This is a genomic window from Frondihabitans sp. PAMC 28766 (assembly GCF_001577365.1).
Classification (GTDB): domain Bacteria; phylum Actinomycetota; class Actinomycetes; order Actinomycetales; family Microbacteriaceae; genus Frondihabitans.
Genome location: NZ_CP014513.1, coordinates 2,186,929 through 2,206,265, shown reverse-complemented (window position 1 = coordinate 2,206,265; position 19,337 = coordinate 2,186,929). Strand labels below are relative to the sequence as shown.

Sequence of the window (19,337 nt, the reverse complement as noted above, 5' to 3'; positions counted from 1 at the left end):
GGTGGACGCAGCTTGAGGGAGCACTAGTGAACGTCTCATTCCGTTCGACCGCAGCGGTCGTCGCCATCATCGCCGGGCTCGTCGTGGCCGGCCAGGCCGGGCCTGCCTCCGCGGCGCCCGCCCGCAGCGCGACGACCCATAGCATCCAGCTGACCGCGGCCCACCCGACTGCCGCGCAGGTCAAGGCCGCGGCTGCCGCTCGTGCTCGCGCCGCTGCCGCAGCGAAGGCCAAAGCCGTTGCCGCCGCGAAGGCCAAAGCCGCCGCCCAGGCCCGCGCCAAAGCCGCAGCGGCCGCCAAAGCGAAGGCCGCGGCCGCGGCGAAGGCCAAGGCCGAGGCAGCGGCCAAAGCAGCGGCCGCCGCGAAGGCGAAGGCCGCGGCCGCCGCAGCCGCGAAGGCGAAAGCCGCAGCGGCCGCGGCAGCAGCCGCCAAAGCCGCCGCCGAGAAGACAGCCGCCGCCAAGCAGGTCACGCCCGTCTCGGCCACGAACCTCCTCACCCCGACCACCCCTGACGCTGCGATGCCGGTCGGCGACGTCGTCTCCAACGGCCGTACATGGCACCAGACCTACGCGCAAAACTTCGACACCGACGCGCCTCTCGGCACCTTCACGCAGAAGTACCCGACCATGGCCACCTACAGTGGGTTCAAGGACACCTCCGGCCAGGGCCTCTACGCCCCCGACAAGGTGCTCAGCGTCTCGAACGGCAACCTCGACTTCTACCTGCACTCCGAGAACGACCAGCCGCTGGTGGCCGCCGTCATGCCCGACGACTACGCCCCGCACGTGACGGGCCGCGTCTCGATCCGGTTCAAGGCCGACTCGACCCTCGGCTACAAGTTCGTCGGCATGTTCTGGCCGGAGGACGACAACTGGAACGAGGGCGAGATCGACTGGCCCGAGGCCGACCTCGGCGCGACCCCGCGCCCGGCCTCGGCGATGCCCGGCACCTTCGCGAACGGCAGCATGCACTTCATGCCCGCCACCGAGATGTTCGCCGACAGCAACACCACCGGCTACCACGTCGCCACCACGGAGTGGGACAAGAACGCGGTGCGCTTCTACTGGGACGGCCAGCTCGTCTCGACCGTCACCAACGCGGTGCCCACGACGGCGATGCGCGTGACGCTGCAGGCCGAGACCTTCATCGGCGAGGGCACCGTGCCGAAGAACACCTCCGGCCACCTCGACATCGACTGGATCAGTATCTGGGACTAGCCGGTCAGACGGCAGGATCCCGACGCGTCCGCAGCGTCGGCAGCCGCCGCCGCGCGGTCAGCCAGGCGCCGCCCGCGATGAGCAGCGGCATGGCGACGGCGGTCAGGCCGAGCTGCAGCCACGGCGGAGCGAACGGGATGAAGCCGCTCGTCATGCCTGCGGTCTTCAGCCCGAGGGCGAACGCCGGGACCAGCCCCAGCACCACCCCGATGACAGCGCCGACGCCGGCGATCACGACGCCCTGCCAGAACCCGAACGCGCGCTGCACGCGGGGGGCCGCGCCGACCGCGACGAGCACGTCGCTGTCGCGCCGGCCGTCGGCCCGCGCCAGCGCCAGCGCGATGCTGGAGGCGCCGAGGGCGATGACGGTCGTCAGCACGAGGAGCGCCCACGACCACTGGGCGGCGAAGAGCGGCGGGCCATCTTCGAACGACAGATAGAGGTTCTGGTTCACGGCGAGGAGGTCGTTGGTCGCCGCGTCGAGCTGCGCCGTGGTCGGTGCCGCCGCAGGGGTCGCGATGACGGCGGACGGCACGACGTGGATACCGAGGCGCGCAGCGGTCGCCGGCAGCACGAACACGCCGTAGCTGAACGGATGCGCCGGCTTCTGCACGACGGCGACGACGGACGCCGTGCGGATCGGCTTGCCGGCGACGCCGCCGTTCTGCAGCGTCTTCTGCGAGATCGACTTGACAGTGTCGAACGTCACGCGGCCGTGGTCGACGTAGTCGGGGTAGAGAGAGACTGCTCCCCCGCGTGCGAGCGTGGCCTGCGACACGGGCGAGACCGACTCACCCAGGATCGCCCGCAGGTCGTCGAGCGACCCCACGGTGATGTGGTCCGAGCCCCCGCTGTCGTCGACGAATGTGCCGTACGCCACGCGGGCGGTCGCGCTGGCCGTCTTCTTCGCCACCCGCGGCGCCGTGTAGGTCGGCACTGCGTCGCCGAGCACGCCGAAGTCGGGGCTGCCGGAGAGCACGCGCGTGCGCGATCGCGGGAGGTCGCGGCCGATCGCTGCGACGACGCCCGTCGCCGGCACGAGCGTCGCAGTGCCGTCGGTCTGCTGATCGTAGAGGCTCACCGTAGCCGTGTGCAGCGGCGCCTGCCAGGCGTACTCGCGGATGCTCTGCTGTTGACCGCCCGAGACGAGGCACATCGCGAAAGCGGAAACGAAGACGCAGCTCATGATGGCGGCGAGCGCGGGCACTGCCCGGCCGGGGTTCCGCGAGGCGTCCCTCGACCCGAGGCGGGCCCCGGTGCCCCACCGTGACAGGATCGCGCTCGACCAGCGCAGCAGCAGCGGTGCGATCAGCACCATGCCGATCTGCATGATCACCGGCCCCGCGACCAAGAGCACGATGCCGCCGGTCGTCACGCTCGGGCGAGTGTTCGGCGACTGGTGCGCCGCCACCGTGACGATGCCGCCCAGCAGAGCGACAATCGACCCGAACGCGGCGACGAACACGCCGATCATCGGCCGGCGGATACTCGGCCGCGGCGGCCGGCGCGCGCCTCGGAGCGCGGAGACCACATCGACCCGAGACGCCGACCGTGCCGGCACCGCAGCGGCTGCCCAACCGGAGACTGCCGAGCCGAGGACGATCAGGGCCAGCGCACGGGGGTCGACGTGGAAGCCGGGGTAGGCCGCCCTCGACCCCTGCGCGAGGATCGGCTCGGCGATGCGGGCCGCGACGATGCCGAGGCCCGTGCCCAGGATGCCGCCGACGAGGCCCAGCAGGATGCCCTCGATCGACATCACCGCGAAGATCATGCGTCGTGTCGCGCCCACACTCGACAGGATGGCCAGGCCCCGCTGCCGGTGCCGCGCACCGACGGCGAAAGCCGCCCCGGCCAGCAGGCACACCTCGAAGAGACCGAAGGCGCCGAGGAGCGCGACGAAGAGCACGTCGAAGGAGGTGCTCTGCCCGGAGTCGATGCGGGAGCGACGGCGGCAGAGGGCGGGTCGAGCAGCACCGAGCGGGACAGCACCGTCATGCCCTGGTGGTTGAGGCGCTGCACCACGGGCCAGGGCAGCGCGAGGTCGGGCACGTAGTACTCGACGCTGCTCGCGTCGGCGCTGGCGTCCGTCGTGTCGGTCGGTGCCGGGGCGAAGGCGTGCGTCGCACCGTAGAGAGCGTCATCGGAGACGCGCGAGTGCGCGTCGTGCAGGGTGCCGACGACGGTGAAGGTGCGCTTGCCGGGCTGGAGCTCGGTGACGGTCCCGCCGAGGCCGATGCCCAGCCGGATGAGAGCGTGCGGTGACACGAGGATCTCGCCGGCCCTCTGCGGGCGACGCCCTGACTCGAGGTCGAACGCTCCGGCCAGCGACCTGTCCCACACCTCGCCTTCGATGGTGGTCAGCGATCCCACCCCGGTGGCGGTGCGGACGACCGCCGTCGACGGGAACGTCGGCAGGATGCGGGTGCCCGCGGGGAGCACCTCGGCCGGGGTGCGGAGCGCGTCGGTCGCAGTGCCGCCAGAGCCGGAGCCGCTGTCGTAGAAGAGGCGATTGAATGGATCCTGCCGCAGCTTCGGATCGGGCGGCGACACCACCTGCACGATGGCCTGCGTGTGCCCGAGCTCGATGGTCGCGGTCTCGATGGGCGTCGCGACATGGCTCGCCTCGATCGTGTCCATGCCCGCGAGCCCGAGGATCGGGATCGCGATCAGCACGACCACGAGGGCGCTGCGGCCCGCCGACTGCAGCGCCATCCGCCGCGCCATGCGCCACGCAAGCGACACTGCGCCGACCGCCCGCATCCGCGAAGCACCGCGGACCCCTCCGTCGCCGGTGGCTCGCCCAGTGGCGTTCATCGAGCCGCCCCCTCCCAGAGCGTCGAGACCGGGGCCGAGGCCGCCTGGTCGACGATTCGGCCGTCGCGGAGGAAGACGATGCGGTCGGCCCACGCGGCGTGCCGCGCATCGTGAGTCACCAGGATCCCGCCCGCCCCCGCGTCGATCCTGGTGCGGAGCATGCGCAGGACGATCTCTCCGGTCGTCGAGTCGAGCGCCCCGGTCGGTTCGTCGGCGAGGATGAGGGCGCGGCCGCCGACGACGGCTCGGGCAATAGCGACCCTCTGCTGCTGACCGCCCGACAGATCGGCCGGGAACCTCTCGGCACGATCGGCCAGTTCGACAGCGGCCAGTGCGTCGAGAGCCGGGCGGCGAGCGCGGCGCGACGGCAGGCCGTCGAGTTCGAGCGGCAGAGCCACGTTCTCGAGCGCGGTCAGCGACGGGATGAGGTTGAAGTCCTGGAAGACGAAGCCGAGGCTTCGACGGCGCAGCGCGGCGATGGCCGTGGCGCCCATCTGGCTCAGCCAGTGCCCCTCGACGATCACCTCACCGCTGGTGGGCTCGGTGAGGCCGCCGGCGACGGTCAGCAGAGTGGACTTGCCGGATCCGGACGCCCCCATCACCGCGACCAGCTCGCCTCGCGAGACGGTCAGGTCGACTCCCGACAGGGCGGTCACGCTCGTCTCGCCGCGGCCGTAATGCATCGACACCCCGTCGAGGCGCAGCAGCTCGTCGCGGGGGGTCTCGACGGCGGTCACGAGCGGGCTTCCTCGCCGTGCCCGGCTCGGGCCGGCCGACCACGGCGCACCGGTGCGTCGTCGAGGGGCAACGGGGCCGCAAAGCCGTCGGCCGCCGCACGCACGAGCCTCGTCTCGGAGTGGTCGAGCCAGCGGACCTCGGCCTCGGCCTGGAAGATGAGCGAGTCGACGACGAGTTGCCAGGCGAGGTCGTCGGCGCTGGTGGCCTCGCCGCTCAGGTGCTTCGACCGGGTGAGCTCTTGCAGCACGCGAAAGGTAGCGCTGCGCTGCGTCTGGATGAGCGCGACGATGTCGACGCCCGGCAGCGTCACGGCGATCGCCAACTTCATCGCCAGCTCGTCGCGGGGCGCGGTTGTCGTGCGCTCGACCGGCGACGACAGCCAGGCCGTCACCTCGGCGTGGCCGCCGGGCGTGATGCGGTAGTAGATGTGCTCGCCGTCGTCGCTGCGCTCGGGGTCGCGCTCGACGAGCCGATCGCGTTCGAGCCGGTCGAGCGTGGTGTAGATCTGGCCGATGTTGAGCGGCCAGGTGGCACCGGTGCGGCGTTCGAACTCGGCCCGCAGCTGGTAGCCGTAGCAGGCGCCCTGATCGAGGATGGCCAGAAAACTCTGACGGATGGACACGGTGGAACCCCCTTGTTCGGTGCCGTCGGGTGATCTCCGACGACGCTCGGCGTGAACCCCACCAGTATTACATACCCGGTACTGTCAAGCCCAACATGAACAAAAAAGGCCCCCGAACAGGGCATTTCGGATCGATGCATTTGCATGGGTGCACAGATGGTTCTGGCAGGAAGTTCGGTGGACCTGCCCAGAATGGCCCTGCATACTCGCCACTTCGCCTCCGTGCGGCCAGGCAGAGCCTCGGTCCGGAGTGCGGGAGGCCGACGATGCCTCCGATGTTCCGCCACCGACCCGGTGCTTGCCGCAGGTGTCGCAGCCCGAGCCCCCGCTCGTGCGGCGCCGCGGCACGGCTCGGCGCGCCTGCCACCCCGAGGAGGCGCGCGCGTGAGCTCGGCGTTGCCCTGACCTCGCCGAAGCGCCGACCAGCCGGTCGACCCATTGGACCGATTTGCCCTTCTCCACCACCGTCACAACGAACACCGGCACACGCCGCTCGATCACGGCGACCCGTCGTCGCCGCCGTCGCGTCCGTGCCATCTCGATCTCAGGCGTCGCCGTCGCGGCGATCGCCGCCGGCACCGCCTTCGCCGTGAACAGCGCGGCAGGATCCCCTCCCCTCGACACCGCCGTGCTCGGCACCTCCCTGGGTCTCCCGAGCGCCGCGCCCACCGTCCATGCCACGGTGAGCCACCAGCCCGGCGGCCGCCTGTCGGTGCACGCCGGCTCGGCCGTGACCCGCGCCGACGCGAACTCGGAGGCGGCGATGATGCTGTCGACCGGCCACCTCGTTGCGCAGAACGCCGCAGGCAAGGTGAACGCCGCGCCCCTCACCACCGCCATCGCGTCGCTCGCCGACTACCAGCACCTGAGCACCGACACCGTCATGCAGCGAGTGGCGACCACGCAGGACGTCGCCGAGACCGTCGGCGCCGCGACCACCGTGGCCGACCAGCGCCTCGCCGTGGTTCACGCCGCAGCCGTCGCGAAGGCGAAGGCCGCGGCTCAGGCAGAGGCCGACGCAGCCCGGCAAGCGGCCGAGAACACGCCCGCCGCAGCCCAAGCCACCGCCAAGGCCCTGATGGCGTCGCAGTACGGCTGGGACGCCGACCAGGACTCGTGCCTCGTCTCGCTCTGGAGCAAGGAGTCGGGCTGGAACTACAAGGCGTACAACCCGTCGGGCGCCACGGGCATCCCGCAGGCGCTGCCCGGCTCGAAGATGGCCTCGGTCGCCAGCGACTGGTCGACCAACGCCACCACGCAGATCATCTGGGCCTCCGCTACATCTCCGGCTCGTACGGCACCCCGTGCGCCGCCTGGGCGCACTCCGAGGCGAACAACTGGTACTGATCCAGGCCTGCACGGCTTCCCAGCGCTGCACGGCTTTCTAGGGCTGCACGGCTTTCTAGGGCTGCACGGTGTGCAGGAGCGGCGCGAATACCCGCAGTGCTCCGGGCACGAGCTCCACGTCGATCGGCAGCGGCCCCAGCCGTTCGCCGTCGCCGTAGGCGATGACGCCCTCGGCCGCGATCGACACCCGCGTCGCCCGCGACAGCCGCACTCGGGAGTCCGTCCCGTGCGTGCCCTTCGCCACCCGCGGGAAGAGCCGCAGGAAGGTGCGCCGCGACAGTCGATCGACCACGAGCAGGTCGAGCTCGCCGTCGTCGACCACGGCGTCGGGCAGCAGCGCGATACCACCGCCGACCGAGCGGGCGTTGCCGACCGAGACGAGGGTGCCGGCGACGCGGCTCGGCTCGCCGTCGACCACGAGGTCGTAGTCGACCTGCCGCAGACGCACCAGCTCGAGGGCCAGCGCGAGGTCGTAGCGGAGCCGGCCCCGTGGCCTCCTGAGGGCGTTGGCGCGCTCGTTGACGAAAGCGTCGAAACCGGCTGACACCGTGCCGGCAACCCAGGTGGTGCCACCGTCGGCACGGTGCACGCGCAGGGCGTCGATGACGCGAGCAGGATGCCGCAGCGCTTCGACGAGCTGGGCCGTCGCCGCGGCCGGGTCGTCGCGCGGGAGGCCGAGCGCCCGCGCCATGTCGTTGCCCGTGCCCGTCGGCACGATGCCAAGCGGCACCCCGGTCTCGGCCACGAGGTTCGCCCCGAGGCTGACCATGCCGTCGCCGCCGACCACGATCAGCGCGTCGACGCCGCCCTCGGCGAGCGCGGCCGATGCGGCGGCCAGAAGGTCGGCGTGCGACGACCGCGTCAACGACCGCACCTCGTGCCCGGCGGCTTCGAGAGCCGTCACGACGGCGCGCCCCGCGGGGCGACCCCGGCCGAAGGACGCCGACGGGTTGATGGCGACCGCGAGTCGCTGTGGCTTCGTCGTCGTCATGCGCCGATCCTGCCAGACCGGAGGTCACCGCGTCGGTCGGCCGCGCATCGCGGCCGGCTGTGCGCGTGTCCGTCGCAGGTCGCACATCGAGAGAGCTCCGAGCGACCTCCGACCGAATCAACACCATCAGCCGTCGTCCTCGGTGTCGAGATCCGGCCGTCGCCGTCGAATCGGGATCCCGCTGTTCGTAGGCTCGCCGCATGATCGACGACACCACTGCAGCAGGCCAGAGGGCTGAGGCTGCCGACACGACCGAGACGACCGACCGCGAATCCTCGTTCACCGCATGGGTGACGCACTTCCGCGACAACGTCGAACGTCAGCACCGGATCGAGCGCGAGGTCGACTGGTCGGCTCCCTGCGCTCTCACGCCCGGAGCGCGTCGTGCGTTCGCTCACTCGTTCCAGCGCTTCGAACTCGGCGAGGACGGCGATGGCGCGCACCTGCTGGCGCTGGCGCGAAAAGCCGGCGACCCCGTCTACACCGAGGCGCTCGCACTGCTCGTGGCAGAGGAGCAGCGGCACTCGAAGCTCTTCCGCCGTGGGCTCCTGCACCTCGGGGCGCCCTCCCTCTCGAGGCACTGGACGGACGTCGTCTTCACTCGCCTCCGGCGACTGCTCGGTCTCCGCACCGAGCTGGCCCTGTTCCTCATCGCCGAGACGGTCTCACTCGGATGGTTCGAGGCACTGGCGTCTCAGGCACCCGACCCCGTCCTCCGCGGCGTCGGGCGTCGCATCCTGACCGACGAGGTCGATCACGTGCGATTCCAGTGCGACCGTCTCGGCCTGGGCTTTCGCGCGACCCCGCTGCCCGCCCGGATCGTCGTCGGCGCCGGCTGGTCGGTCGTCGCCGTCGGCGCCACGGCAGTGTTGCTGATCGACCACCGAGCCGCGCTGGCCGCGTGCGGGCTGCATCCTGTCTCGTACGGATGCCGCGCGTTCACCGAGTTCGCGCGGGCGGCCTGGTCGGTGCTCGGTCGTCCTTCACCGGACCGCGATCAGAGCGAAACCCTCGATTCCGGCCGAGGTCCCAGCGCCGCGGCACCGGGAGGTCGGCCGAATCACGGGGTGTCACCGCAACAGGGACAGTTCAGCCGCCGTGGAACTGCGGAATGACCAGGTAGATGCCGTAGAGCGCGCCGAGCGCGCACACCACGAAGCAGGCGTACGCGCCGACCGTCGCCACCGCCGGGCGGGCGTCGATGGCGAGCAGCCGCAGGCCGAAGGCGAAGATGACGACGACCGCGGCAGCCGAGATCAGCGAGACCAGGGCGACGATGACGAAGGCGAGCCAGTCGATCATCGCGGAGCCCCGTCGACCTCGGCGCCGAGCTCGAAGAGCGACGACTCGTCGCTCAGGCGGCGGCGCGCCTCGAGCATCTCGTCGCTGCGCTTCTTGAGCAGGGCGCGGCGCTCTCTGCGGGTGAGCACGGAGTTCATGGCGACGTCGACCTCCAGGGCGTTCGACTGCTCGGCGGGCTTGCGCCGCGATGCGACGAAGATGCCCACGATGACGGCGGCGCCGAGCAGGGCGTCGATGACGAGGCCGATCACGCCGAGGCGCGCGATCAGCTCGCAGACGGCGCCGACGGCACCCGAGGCGGGAAGGGTGATGAACCAGGCGATGACGATCTTGCCGGCGGTGCCCCACTGGATCTTCGACCCGCGGCGGCCGAGCCCCGCGCCGATGATCGAGCCCGACGACACCTGAGTCGTCGAGAGCGCGAAGCCGAGGTGGCTGGAGGCGAGGACCGTCGCGGCGGTCGACGCCTCGGCCGAGAAGCCCTGTGTCGCCTTCACGTCGGTGAGACCGCCGCCGAGCGTCTGGATGATGCGCCAGCCGCCGGTGTACGTGCCCATCGCGATGGCGAAGGCGCAGACGATGATCACCCAGATGGGCGGCGACGCGTTCGACGACAGGAACCCGCCCGCGATCAAGGTCAGCGTGATCACGCCCATGGTCTTCTGCGCGTCGTTGGTGCCGTGCGCGAGCGCCACCATCGACGAGGTGAAGATCTGCCCGACGCGGAATCCGCCGCGCTGGTTCTTCGCGTTGGGGCGGCGGGTGATGAAGTAGGCGAGCCGCGTGCACGTGAAGGCGACGAGGCCGGCGACGAGCGGTGCGAGAACGGCCGGCAGCACGACCTTCGACAGGACGACGCCGAAGTCGACCGAGTCGAGGCCGGCGCCGACGACGGCGGCGCCGATGAGACCGCCGAAGAGAGCATGGGACGACGACGACGGCAGGCCGCGCAGCCAGGTGATCATGTTCCAGATCACGGCGCCGACGAGCCCGGCGAAGATCATGGTCGGCGTGATGTCGACGCCGCCCGGGCCCTCGCGGATGATGCCGCCCGAGATCGTCTTCGCGACCTCGGTCGAGAGGAACGCGCCGACGAGGTTGAGGCACGCGGCCACCGTCACCGCGACCCGTGGCCTCATCGCACCGGTGGCGATCGGTGTCGCCATCGCGTTGGCCGTGTCGTGGAAGCCGTTCGTGAAGTCGAAGAAGACGGCCAACACGATGACCAGGACGACGATGACTGTGAGATTCACTGCGGTCACTCTTCCAGCCCGAGTGAACGAGAGTCAACCTGAGCGTGAATGCAGTGTGAACGAGGGCTCGACGGCCGGCTCGTCAGAGATGCGGCACGAAGCTCTGCCAGACGCGCCGCCGCTCGCCCCTCGGGTCGAACTCGACCCGGTCGACGGTGTCGATGATGAGGGTGCGGCGACGGAAGGGGTCGTACGACGGCCAGTCCGCGATCGCCCCCGTGCGGACGAACTCCAGCCAGCGCCGCTGCATCCTGCCCGCCGTCCGGAGGAAGGCCCGTCGGCCGCCCAGCAGGCTCATCGTCCTCCCGAACGCGCCGTCCATCCGGTCGAACAGCGCGTAGAGGTCCAGCCCGTGGAAAGCGTCGACGCCGGCGACCCGCAGGATGCGAGGCGCGGCGTCGAACCGGTAGAAGTACACCTTCGCGAAGCGCGCGTGGCGCTCGGCGACCTTGACCGTCGGGAACCAGAACGAGAAGTCTCCGCCGAAGTCGAGGGCGGGGCGGCGGGCGGGGAGCCCCGGATACTGCGCTGTGATCGCCTTGCGCGCCTTCTTCTTGGTGTTGGCGAAGATCGACCGGATGCGCAGGGGCGTGGTCGCGAGGATGTCGCGGCGCCCGGTGAAGACGGAGCCCTCGCGGTCGTTGGTGCCGATGATGAGCGGCACGGGGTGCGCCCGCCCGGCCTTGAACGCGTCGAGCGGGCGTTCGGGCAGGAAGTCGCCGTCGATCACCGGTGACAAGAAGATCGAGCCGGGCTGGTCGTCGGGCGTGCGGTGGAAGAGTGCGGCTGTCGCCTTCACCATCGCGTGCGTCGAGGCAGCCCGCAGAAGGGAGCCGCCACCGTCGTGCGACGTCGACTCGAGGTCGGAGTCTCGGACGACACGGCTCAGGATCTCGAGGAAGTCGCCCGCCCAGCGCTCGGTCACCTCCGGCGGGTAGATCGCGTTCGCGGGCGACGACTGGGCGATCGCGCGGGCGAAGAGCCCGTTCGCCCGGGGCACCGCCATCAGCGTCGTCACCGCGTTGGCGCCGGAGCTCTCGCCGCAGATGGTGACCCGGTCAGGATCACCGCCGAACGAGGCGACGTTGTCGCGTACCCACTCGAGGGCGGCCACCTGGTCGCGGAGGCCTAGGTTCGACTCGATCGGCGCCTGGGCGGTGGACCAGGCGCTGAAGTCGACGTAGCCGAAGCCGCCGAGCCGATAGTTGAAGCTGACGTAGACGATGCCCCCGTCGCGGACGAAGTTCTCGCCCTGGCGCGGGAACTCGCGCGACGAACCCACCGCGTATGCGCCGCCGTGGATGTAGACCATGACCGGCCTCCGATCCTCGGCGGTCGATCCCTCCGGCGCGATGACGTTGATCGTCAGGCAGTCCTCGCTCTGCGGCGTCGTGGCGTCGATGCCGACGAACTGCGTGCGATCCTGCGGGGCGGCGGGGCCGAAGTGGGCGGCGTCGCGGACACCCGTCCAGGCCGGCGCAGGCGCGGGCGCACGAAAGCGGAGGTCGCCGATCGGGGCCGCAGCGTAGGGGATGCCCCGCCACGTCAGGATCCTGCGCTCGGAGACACCGCGGACGTCGCCGCCCGTGGTCGCCCTGATCGTCGCGCTGCCCGCCGTCGTGCTCGTCACGCGGGCGATGCTAGAGGCCGGGGGTGAACACCGCACTCAGGGCGAGCGTCGGCGGCACCTGACACAATGGGTACCCTGACCGCGACGGACGGATCCGCCATGGAACTTCTCGAACTGCTCCTTCTGCTTGCAGGGTCTCTCGCCGTGACGGCGTTCGCCCGCTGGCGGGGTCTGCCTGCACCGCTGCTGGTCGTGGCGGTGGCCCTGTTGGTGTCGTTCATCCCCGGGGTGCCGCCCATCCACATCGACTCCGAGGTCATCCTGACGGTGATCCTGCCGCCGCTGCTCTACTCGGCGTCGCTCGACGTGTCGTTCCAGAACTTCCGGCAGAGTCTCGTGCCGATCCGGCGCCTGGGCATCTTCCTCGTGCTCGTCACCGCTCTCGTCGTCGGGTTCGTCGCCTACAACCTCATCCCCGATATGACCCTGCCGGCCGCCATCCTGGTCGGGGCCGTCGTCGCACCGCCCGACGCCGTGTCGGCCGCGGCGATCGGCCGCAAACTCGGGCTGCCCCGCAAGGTGATGGCCGTGATCTCGGGCGAGAGCCTCATCAACGACGCCGCCTCGCTGACGCTTGTGAAGGTGTTCCTGTTGATCATCGGTGGCGCCGCGCTCTCGATCGGGCAGGATCTCGGCATCTTCGCCCTGGCGATCGGCGTCGGCGTGGGCGTCGGGCTGGTGCTCGGTGTCGTGGCGCACTTCATCCGCATGCGCGTCAAAGACCCGGTCGTCGAGACGGTGATCGGGCTGATCCTGCCCTTCCTCGCCTACATCGTGGCCGAGCAGCTCGAGGGTTCGGGTGTGCTCGCCGTCGTCGCAGCCGGGCTGTACGTCGGCTACAACTCGCCGAAGTCCGGCTACGCGGCGCGGCTGCAGGAGCGCCCCATCTGGGCGGCGGCCGACGTCACCCTCGAGGGGTTCGTGTTCGCGCTGATCGGGCTGCAGCTGAAGACCGTCGTCTCCGATGTCGGGGCGAGCGGCCGCAGCATCGGCGAGAGCGTCGGGGTCGCGTTCGTCGTGCTCGGGGTCGTGATCCTCGTCAGACCGGCGTTCATCTTCGCCACCTACTACTGGTCGAGGGTGATGCGGCGGTTCGTGTACTCGCGCCTGCGGCGGTTCCGAAGAGCCCGGGTGACCAGGATGATCTGGGGTCGGGCCGACCCCAAGCTGACCTGGCAGCAGCTCACGGTGATCTCGTGGACGGGCATGCGCGGCGTGGTCACGCTGGCGGCCGCGGTCTCCATCCCCGAGTCCGTCAAGGGGCATGTCGTCTCGGCGCGCGACACGATGTTCCTCATCGCGTTCGTCGTGACGACCGGCACGCTGCTGCTGCAAGGCCTGACGCTGCCCTCCGTGATCCGAAAGCTCAAGGTGCAAGACCTCCAGCAGGCCGAGCGCGACGTGCAGGCCGAGCTGCGGCTCGTCTCGAACAGCACGCAGGAGGCCGTCGGCTATCTCGACAAGCGCCGTGACGCGTGGGCGAAGGAGTGGGGCGACGAGCCGATCGACCGCGGCATCGTGATCCTGAAGGAGCGCCTGCAGCGCCAGGACGCCGCCTTCCGGCAGGGCATGCGCGAGGACCGCGACGAGGCCGAAGAGGTCGAGGCCGAGCAGGCGTCGGGCTCTTCGGAAGGCAGTGTCGGGGCCGAGGGGCGGTCGGGTGAGACGTCTCCTGGCGGCGAGGGGTCGGCTTCTGGCGGCGCCGAGTCGGCGGCCGAGGCAGAGTCGTCGGCCGCCGCTGAGTCGGAAGCCGAGGCGGTGGAGATGCCGTCGCTCGAGCGCGGCTCGGACCTCCGCAGCACCCCGCACGTGGCTGTGGCCGACATCACCCCCGACCCGACTCTCGTCAAGCCGTCGCGCAACAACGCGCGGGCGCTGGCCAGCATCCGGCGCGAGCTGCTGCAGAAGCGCCGCGAGGTCGTCCTCCGCGAGCGCGACGCCGGCAACCTCGACGAGGAGGTCATGCGCCGCGTGCTGCTCGGCCTCGACGCGGAGGAGCTCGCGATGGACACTTCGGCGGTTGCGCGGACGCGGTCGTAGGGAGTGAACTGCGGCTGCGGCGGCGCCGCGGCTCCGGGCCGCGCCTCAGTCGACCGGTGGCGTGGGCGACGGGCTCGCGCTTGCCGCCCGCTCGCGGTTCTGCACGACTTTCTCGTGCAGAGCTTCCTCGTCTCCGGCCGCGCATGCCGATTCAAGACTCAGTGACGCCCCCTCCTGACTCACCGTGTACTGAGCATCGACGGAGGAACTGATACCGTTCGCGATCATCATCGAATTCTTCGGATTGGACGGAACGGCTGCCTGCGACGTGAGTCCGACACTCTTCCAGAACGACGCGATGAACTTCGCAGCGGCTAACGGTTCGGCCTGACCTGGTCCCAGAAGAACAATCGAATATCGAACGCCACGGGAGCCGTCGGCAAGAACGCAGGGCTCTGGTATTTGGCCATCGACGTTGCCGTCCTCCGGAGCAGGATCCCAACCGTCCTGCTCGAGATGCGCGACTGTCTTCGCATAGAGCTCGTACATGCCGTCGATGGCCTGCGCGGGTGTCATGGTCGTCTCTCCTTTGGGTTGTCGAGCCGTCGGTTCCTTGACGCATGACGCGAGTCCAGCGGACAACAGTAAACACACGGCTATCGTTAAAATGCGTTGGCTCCATCGCTCCGGCGACCTCATGGCGTGCCAACGATGATTGGGTTTCGCAGTCTCTCCTGCAGAAGCGTCAGCGGTGGCGGCACGTAGGCCGAGACACGCGAACTTTGACCGGTCGACGCAAGGGCGGTGTTGTTCAACGCCTCGGTGCGATTATCGAAGTAGCCGTACCCAGACGCTGGGTCCGCCGTGTTGTGGACCAGCTGGTCGTGGGCGGTTACGCCGTGTAGTTCTTCATTGCCGAGTACGCCACTGGAGTTCGCGCGCTGAGCATCGAAAGACTCGCTGATCGGATTTCCGCGGCCGCTGCCGAGACGCCCGACGGCGGCCCACTCGTCCCCCTTGCCAGCCTCGAGCCCCGGTAGGACTTCGACCATCGACGTTGCCGTCCGACGGGGTTCTCGGCCAATCCTTCTCGCCGATTGCATTTGTCGTCTTGGCATAGAACGCAGAGATCGAATCGACCGCCTCGGCCAGCGTGCCGTCACTTGTCGCGGCGCGCGGTCACGCCGATCCGCCTTGAGCGCAACTGACAAGGCAGAGCGCACTGGCGACGAGAACGATGAACGCGGCTGCAACGCGAATGGGAGGCATGCATCACTCCGAGGGAGGAAGCGGGCTTGCGGATCGGTTCTGCACGACTTTCTCGTGGAGGCGCTTTTCGTCGCCGGCAACACAGGTCGTGATGAGTGTCATCGATGCGCGCACGCCGTCCACCATGTATTCCACGCCGATCGCATCGCTGTCTCCCTCTGCGATCATGAGGATTCTCCCGAACTTTCACTTCAGCTTTGTAGCCCATAGCCGACCAAATGGACTGCACTCGGCGAGCTGCTTCAAGCGGACTGGCTTGCCCGGGGCCGCCCAGCAGGATCGTGTATTTGACACCCGGGGAGCCGTCGGTCAGGCGGCATCCCTCGGGGATCTGTCCGTCGACATTCCCGTCGCTCGACCGCGATTGCCAACCGGCCTCTCCAAGGCTTTTGACCGTCTCTTCATAAAACGCGTAGGTCGATTCGACCGCCGCCGCCGGGGTGCTTTGGCCGGTCACGGTGCGCCGCTGCGGCGATTCGGATCGACAGCAACCCACGAGGAGGAGGGCCGCAACGGCGGACACAGCGACAGCTGAGGAGCGTGCGACGCGCATTGGAGGCATCGATCACTCCGAGGGCGGCGTCGGACGAGCCGATCTCTCGCGGTTCTGCACGACCTTGTCGTGGAGCGCTTTCTCGCTCCCCTTTGCGCAGCCCGAGACAAAACTCAAGGAAGCGCCCTCCTTCCTCACCATGTACTGCGCGTTGATCGATGAATTCACACCGTTGGCGATCATTCGGGGATTCTTCGGGTTGGCGGGAACGAGTGCCTCTGCCTTCAGCCCCAGGCCTTCCCAGTACGTTGCAAGCGCCTTGGCCGCTTCCAATGGATCCGCTTGGCCCGGCCCCAAGAATCCCGCCGAATACCGCACACCTTCCGAACCATCATCGAGTGCGCATGGTTCGGGGATTTGCCCCTCAACATTGCCGTCGGAAGGGATGGGTTCCCACCCGTCTTGTGCCAAATGCGCCACTGTCGCGTTATAAAACCGGTACATGCCGTCGACAGCCTGCTCTGGCGTCATAGTCCTCATCATCTCTCCGGTATCCCTGGGCGCCGCTTCGGTGCACGAGCCAAGACCGACCATAAGGAAGGCACAAACCACGACTCGCGTCCATGTGCAATCCTTTTTTTCTAGACGCCATCACAGGAGGCGCGCCGCGCGGCCGACTCCATGCGTGAGCGTCATCCTGCCGGGGATGAAACAGACGGGCTGGGATGTGCTCGCCGCTCGCGATTTTCGACGATCTTCCGGTGGAGTACCTCTTCGCTACCCGGCACGCACGCTGAAAGTATCTGAAGGGAAGATCCCGTGGCGTCCGCCGTGTACTGAGCGACGACCCACTCGTTGGACCCGCGCGTCTCTACCTGCGGATCCTCCCGGCCAACGGGAACCCTGTCGACAACAACGAGCCCGCGCTCTCGCCAAATCTCGGCCACGCGGTGGGCCGCCGCCTCGGCGTCAATGTGACCCGGGCCATCAAGCCACGTCGTGTAGCGCACCCCTTGCGAACCGTCGGACAATCGACACGGGTCTGGAATCTGTCCGTCGACGTTGCCGTCTGAGGGCGGATCTTGCCAGCCGTCTTCCCCGAGGGCCCTCACCGTCTCCGCGTAAAAGGCATAGAGCTCGTCGACCGCCTGCCTGGGTGTTTTGCCCATTGTATGAATCCCTTCGTTCAATGATGGGCCTGCCGAATTGGGCGCGGCCGGAAACGCCGAACACGCCGACAGGGACGCACTCAGCACGAACGCAATGACCATGGAAGTTGCACGCACTCTGGCCTGCGAGAAGACACTCACTTGCCGGCCCCTCCACCGGTTACTGGGTCGAGCAGCTCAATAACTGGATCCCTCTGCTGCGGGGCCAAGAAGGGAGGGGCCCGTGATCCTTGCCCGGTAGTAGCCAGGGCGACGTTCTTCAACGACTCCGTCATGTTGTCGAAATATCCATAGCCAGAACTCGAGTCGAGATCGTCATGAACGAGCTGATCGTGGGCAGTGATGCCGCGAAGCGACTCATCGCCGAGGACGCCGTTGACGTCCATTCGTACGGCACCAAACCCAGGATCCATGGGATTGTCCCGACGGCCGCCGGCTCGGCCAACCCACGCCCACTGATCGCCCTTGCCGTCCTCAAGAAGAGGCAGCGAGTCTCGAGCCTGCTCGGCGAAGACGTGTGAGGCATGAATGTCACTGGCCGTGCCTATAGACCGGTCGATTCCTGCGGACGCCACTGAGACGAACGAGTCAACGTGCAGACGATGCTGAGCAAGCGCCAGAGACGCGGTCGTCGTCCCGTAAGAATGGCCTACGACGTTCAGAGAGACTGTCGACCCACGTCTGGTCGCATTGAGACCCGACAGGTCGTCGGCCAATCGGTTAGCACCCTCTTGGGCTTTGCGACTCGAAAGAACACCAAGATCCGGATTGTCCGGTGACGGCTGTGCGGGGCTCTTATATCCGACCCAGGCGACGACAGCAAGATTGAGAATGCTGGTCGCGTGGAACTGCTGGTCGTAGAGGTTCTGCGAAGCCCGCGCCCAGCCCGTGATCTCGCGCGTCGACGAGCCCATGCCCGGAACCATGTAGGTGACGCTGGCGGCACGGTCGAGGTCACCGATCGAAACGGCAGCGAGAGGGGGCTCGTCGGACGTGAGCGAGACGAGCTGTCGTCGAGCGGCGCTTCCCCTGGGCGAGTCGAGGCTGTCCTGGATGTTCTCCAGCGATTCGAGGCGCCTCTGCAGGACCCCGAGATGGGTGTCGTACTCGTTCCGGAACCAGGGGACGATCGGCGCGCCCGACTCCTTCATGGCGGCGATCTCGGCTTCAGTCGAGGCGATCGACTTCGCGAGCACGGCGCGATTGGCAGAGTCGCGCGCCCCGTAGGCGACGCCGTTCAGGTTGCCGAGGGCCGAGGGCACAGCGGCGACGAGAGCCCGCTGCGGTGCCGAGCGGCTGAGGCCGGCAGCGGCTGAGCCGGGGTCGTCGAGGCCGCGCCACCACGCCGCGACGACGTTCGAGTCGACGTGGGTGAGGGCGGAGGCGAGGGCCGGATGCGATTCGAGCAGCGACAGGACGCGCTCGGGCGGGACGTCGCCGCGCTCGGCGAAGACGAGGAGGGCGGTGGCCTGCTCGGCCGAGACGGAGTTCGAGTCGCGCTGAAGACGGTGGACATAGTCGTCGACGAGACGGTCGATGTCACGGACGCTGACCCGGTCGGGGTGGGAGACACCGAGCGTCGCGAAGGCTGCCTTCTCGGCAGGCCAGGTCGCCGGGAGGACCGACCGGAGCGCCGAGACGAAGGTCGCATCGGCCTTCTCTCGCTGAGCCACCAGCCCGGAGAGCGCCTTCGCAGCGTACGCGGCGTCGTCGGCCGCATCGTCGCGCAGACGTTGCCGGCGCCGCACCTCGTCGTCATCGGGCAGAGCCGCGGGATCGTCGGCGTACGTGCGCCCGAGCGCGAGCCGAGCCTCCCCCAGCGCGGCGATCTGCACCCGGGCGAGGCGGGCGATGTCTTCGACCTCCGACGCGTACCGGCGCGCAGCGCGAGACGCCGACTCGCCCGCGTTCGACAGCAGAACCAGGTCGGCCTTCTGCCGACCCGCGGTGCGTGACCAGGTCTCGGCCCCGGATCCTGACCAGAACGACGGCACGGCCCCGAGCGCCCCCGCGAGCACCGACGAGATACCCGCAGCCGAGTGCTCGTCGTCGGCCAGTCGAGATGCGAGCAACTCGATCGCGGCCATGTCGCCGGCTCCAGGATCGTCGTCAGACCAGTCGGCCATCAGCCCACGCCCCCGCCGGCCCCGGCGCCCACACTCACGCCGGCAGACGCCGCAGCTCGCGAGACGCCCGAGTCGGTCGCCTCGTAGAGGTTCGCGGCCTCGGTCGCCCCTGAGCAGAGATCGCTCAGCGACGCCTCGGCCTGCTTCCACGTGACTCGGCGCCACACCCCCATCTCGTCGACCGCCCCCGCCACCTTCCGGCTGCCGCAGCCCTCGACATCCCCCAGGGCACCGAGCGGCACCGAGTCGATGCAGAGCCCGACGGCGTGCGCCATCGACCGCAGTGCATCGGGATCGACCGAATACGTGCTCACTTCCACTCCCCTCGCCGCCTCTGTCGGTTTCGAGAAAAATTAGCACATCACACGTCATCCAGGAGTATCGGA

At 69.1% G+C, this 19,337-nt stretch carries 19 protein-coding genes; 3 read left to right on the top strand and 16 right to left on the bottom strand.

Features of this window, described 5'->3' with window-relative positions; genetic code table 11:
- Positions 1–26 precede the first annotated feature (26 nt).
- Complete coding sequence (locus AX769_RS10665) at positions 27–1,217, top strand: glycoside hydrolase family 16 protein (protein WP_066279035.1); 1,191 nt, start codon at positions 27–29, stop codon at positions 1,215–1,217.
- 4 nt (positions 1,218–1,221) lie between these two features.
- Here the strand turns inward: AX769_RS10665 and AX769_RS10660 are convergent, their stop codons facing one another.
- The 6 genes from AX769_RS10660 to AX769_RS10640 form a co-directional block, all read right to left on the bottom strand.
- Complete coding sequence (locus AX769_RS10660) at positions 1,222–3,006, bottom strand: FtsX-like permease family protein (RefSeq protein ID WP_369824097.1); 1,785 nt, start codon at positions 3,004–3,006, stop codon at positions 1,222–1,224.
- Positions 2,985–4,031: a hypothetical protein gene (locus AX769_RS25195; RefSeq protein ID WP_239451755.1), complete on the bottom strand. Its 1,047-nt coding sequence runs from the start codon at positions 4,029–4,031 to the stop codon at positions 2,985–2,987. The genes AX769_RS10660 and AX769_RS25195 overlap by 22 nt, the downstream gene beginning before the upstream one ends.
- Entirely contained in the window at positions 4,028–4,714 is a 687-nt protein-coding gene (locus tag AX769_RS10655; RefSeq protein ID WP_066283499.1) for an ABC transporter ATP-binding protein, read from the bottom strand. The genes AX769_RS25195 and AX769_RS10655 overlap by 4 nt, the downstream gene beginning before the upstream one ends.
- Positions 4,715–4,764: 50 nt before the next feature.
- A complete protein-coding gene (locus AX769_RS10650; protein ID WP_066279031.1) occupies positions 4,765–5,391 on the bottom strand; it encodes a PadR family transcriptional regulator in 627 nt (208 codons plus the stop codon).
- Between the two features lie 544 nt (positions 5,392–5,935).
- Positions 5,936–6,361 carry a hypothetical protein gene (locus tag AX769_RS10645; protein ID WP_157887572.1) on the bottom strand — a complete coding sequence of 142 codons (426 nt, stop codon included), beginning with the start codon at positions 6,359–6,361 and terminating at the stop codon, positions 5,936–5,938.
- Positions 6,362–6,793: 432 nt separating this feature from the next.
- Complete coding sequence (locus tag AX769_RS10640; RefSeq protein ID WP_066279025.1) at positions 6,794–7,729, bottom strand: diacylglycerol kinase family protein; 936 nt, start codon at positions 7,727–7,729, stop codon at positions 6,794–6,796.
- Between the two features lie 200 nt (positions 7,730–7,929).
- On the opposite strand from AX769_RS10640, the gene AX769_RS10635 reads away from it, so the two are divergent.
- Positions 7,930–8,844, top strand: coding sequence for a ferritin-like domain-containing protein (locus AX769_RS10635; RefSeq protein WP_157887571.1), 915 nt, complete (start codon positions 7,930–7,932; stop codon positions 8,842–8,844).
- Here AX769_RS10635 and AX769_RS10630 read toward each other — a convergent pair.
- From AX769_RS10630 to AX769_RS10620, 3 genes are all read right to left on the bottom strand, one after another.
- The gene (locus AX769_RS10630) at positions 8,819–9,031 is read right to left on the bottom strand and encodes a hypothetical protein (RefSeq protein ID WP_066279023.1); all 213 of its coding nucleotides are present in this window, start codon (positions 9,029–9,031) and stop codon (positions 8,819–8,821) included. The two genes, AX769_RS10635 and AX769_RS10630, sit on opposite strands and share 26 nt — an antisense overlap.
- On the bottom strand, positions 9,028–10,284 hold the full coding sequence (locus AX769_RS10625) for an inorganic phosphate transporter (protein WP_082763722.1): 1,257 nt from the start codon (positions 10,282–10,284) through the stop codon (positions 9,028–9,030). Before AX769_RS10625 ends, AX769_RS10630 begins: the two co-directional genes overlap by 4 nt.
- An 82-nt stretch (positions 10,285–10,366) precedes the next feature.
- A complete protein-coding gene (locus tag AX769_RS10620) occupies positions 10,367–11,914 on the bottom strand; it encodes a carboxylesterase/lipase family protein (protein ID WP_066279021.1) in 1,548 nt (515 codons plus the stop codon).
- A gap of 99 nt (positions 11,915–12,013) precedes the next feature.
- Between AX769_RS10620 and AX769_RS10615 the strand changes: the two genes are divergently transcribed.
- Positions 12,014–13,954: a sodium:proton antiporter gene (locus AX769_RS10615; RefSeq protein ID WP_082764050.1), complete on the top strand. Its 1,941-nt coding sequence runs from the start codon at positions 12,014–12,016 to the stop codon at positions 13,952–13,954.
- Between the two features lie 45 nt (positions 13,955–13,999).
- Here the strand turns inward: AX769_RS10615 and AX769_RS10610 are convergent, their stop codons facing one another.
- From AX769_RS10610 to AX769_RS23915, 7 genes are all read right to left on the bottom strand, one after another.
- Positions 14,000–14,470, bottom strand: coding sequence for a hypothetical protein (locus tag AX769_RS10610; RefSeq protein ID WP_066279016.1), 471 nt, complete (start codon positions 14,468–14,470; stop codon positions 14,000–14,002).
- Between the two features lie 119 nt (positions 14,471–14,589).
- On the bottom strand, positions 14,590–14,946 hold the full coding sequence (locus tag AX769_RS10605; protein WP_066279015.1) for a hypothetical protein: 357 nt from the start codon (positions 14,944–14,946) through the stop codon (positions 14,590–14,592).
- 220 nt (positions 14,947–15,166) lie between these two features.
- Positions 15,167–15,331, bottom strand: a complete 165-nt coding sequence (locus tag AX769_RS23920) for a hypothetical protein (protein ID WP_157887570.1) — start codon at positions 15,329–15,331, stop codon at positions 15,167–15,169.
- A gap of 397 nt (positions 15,332–15,728) precedes the next feature.
- Positions 15,729–16,187, bottom strand: coding sequence for a hypothetical protein (locus AX769_RS10600; protein WP_157887569.1), 459 nt, complete (start codon positions 16,185–16,187; stop codon positions 15,729–15,731).
- 161 nt (positions 16,188–16,348) lie between these two features.
- Positions 16,349–16,825: a hypothetical protein gene (locus tag AX769_RS10595; RefSeq protein ID WP_066279011.1), complete on the bottom strand. Its 477-nt coding sequence runs from the start codon at positions 16,823–16,825 to the stop codon at positions 16,349–16,351.
- A gap of 137 nt (positions 16,826–16,962) precedes the next feature.
- Positions 16,963–18,951 carry an alpha/beta fold hydrolase gene (locus tag AX769_RS10590; protein ID WP_066279007.1) on the bottom strand — a complete coding sequence of 663 codons (1,989 nt, stop codon included), beginning with the start codon at positions 18,949–18,951 and terminating at the stop codon, positions 16,963–16,965.
- Entirely contained in the window at positions 18,951–19,265 is a 315-nt protein-coding gene (locus tag AX769_RS23915; RefSeq protein ID WP_157887568.1) for a hypothetical protein, read from the bottom strand. The genes AX769_RS10590 and AX769_RS23915 overlap by 1 nt, the downstream gene beginning before the upstream one ends.
- Between the last annotated feature and the right edge of the window lie 72 nt (positions 19,266–19,337).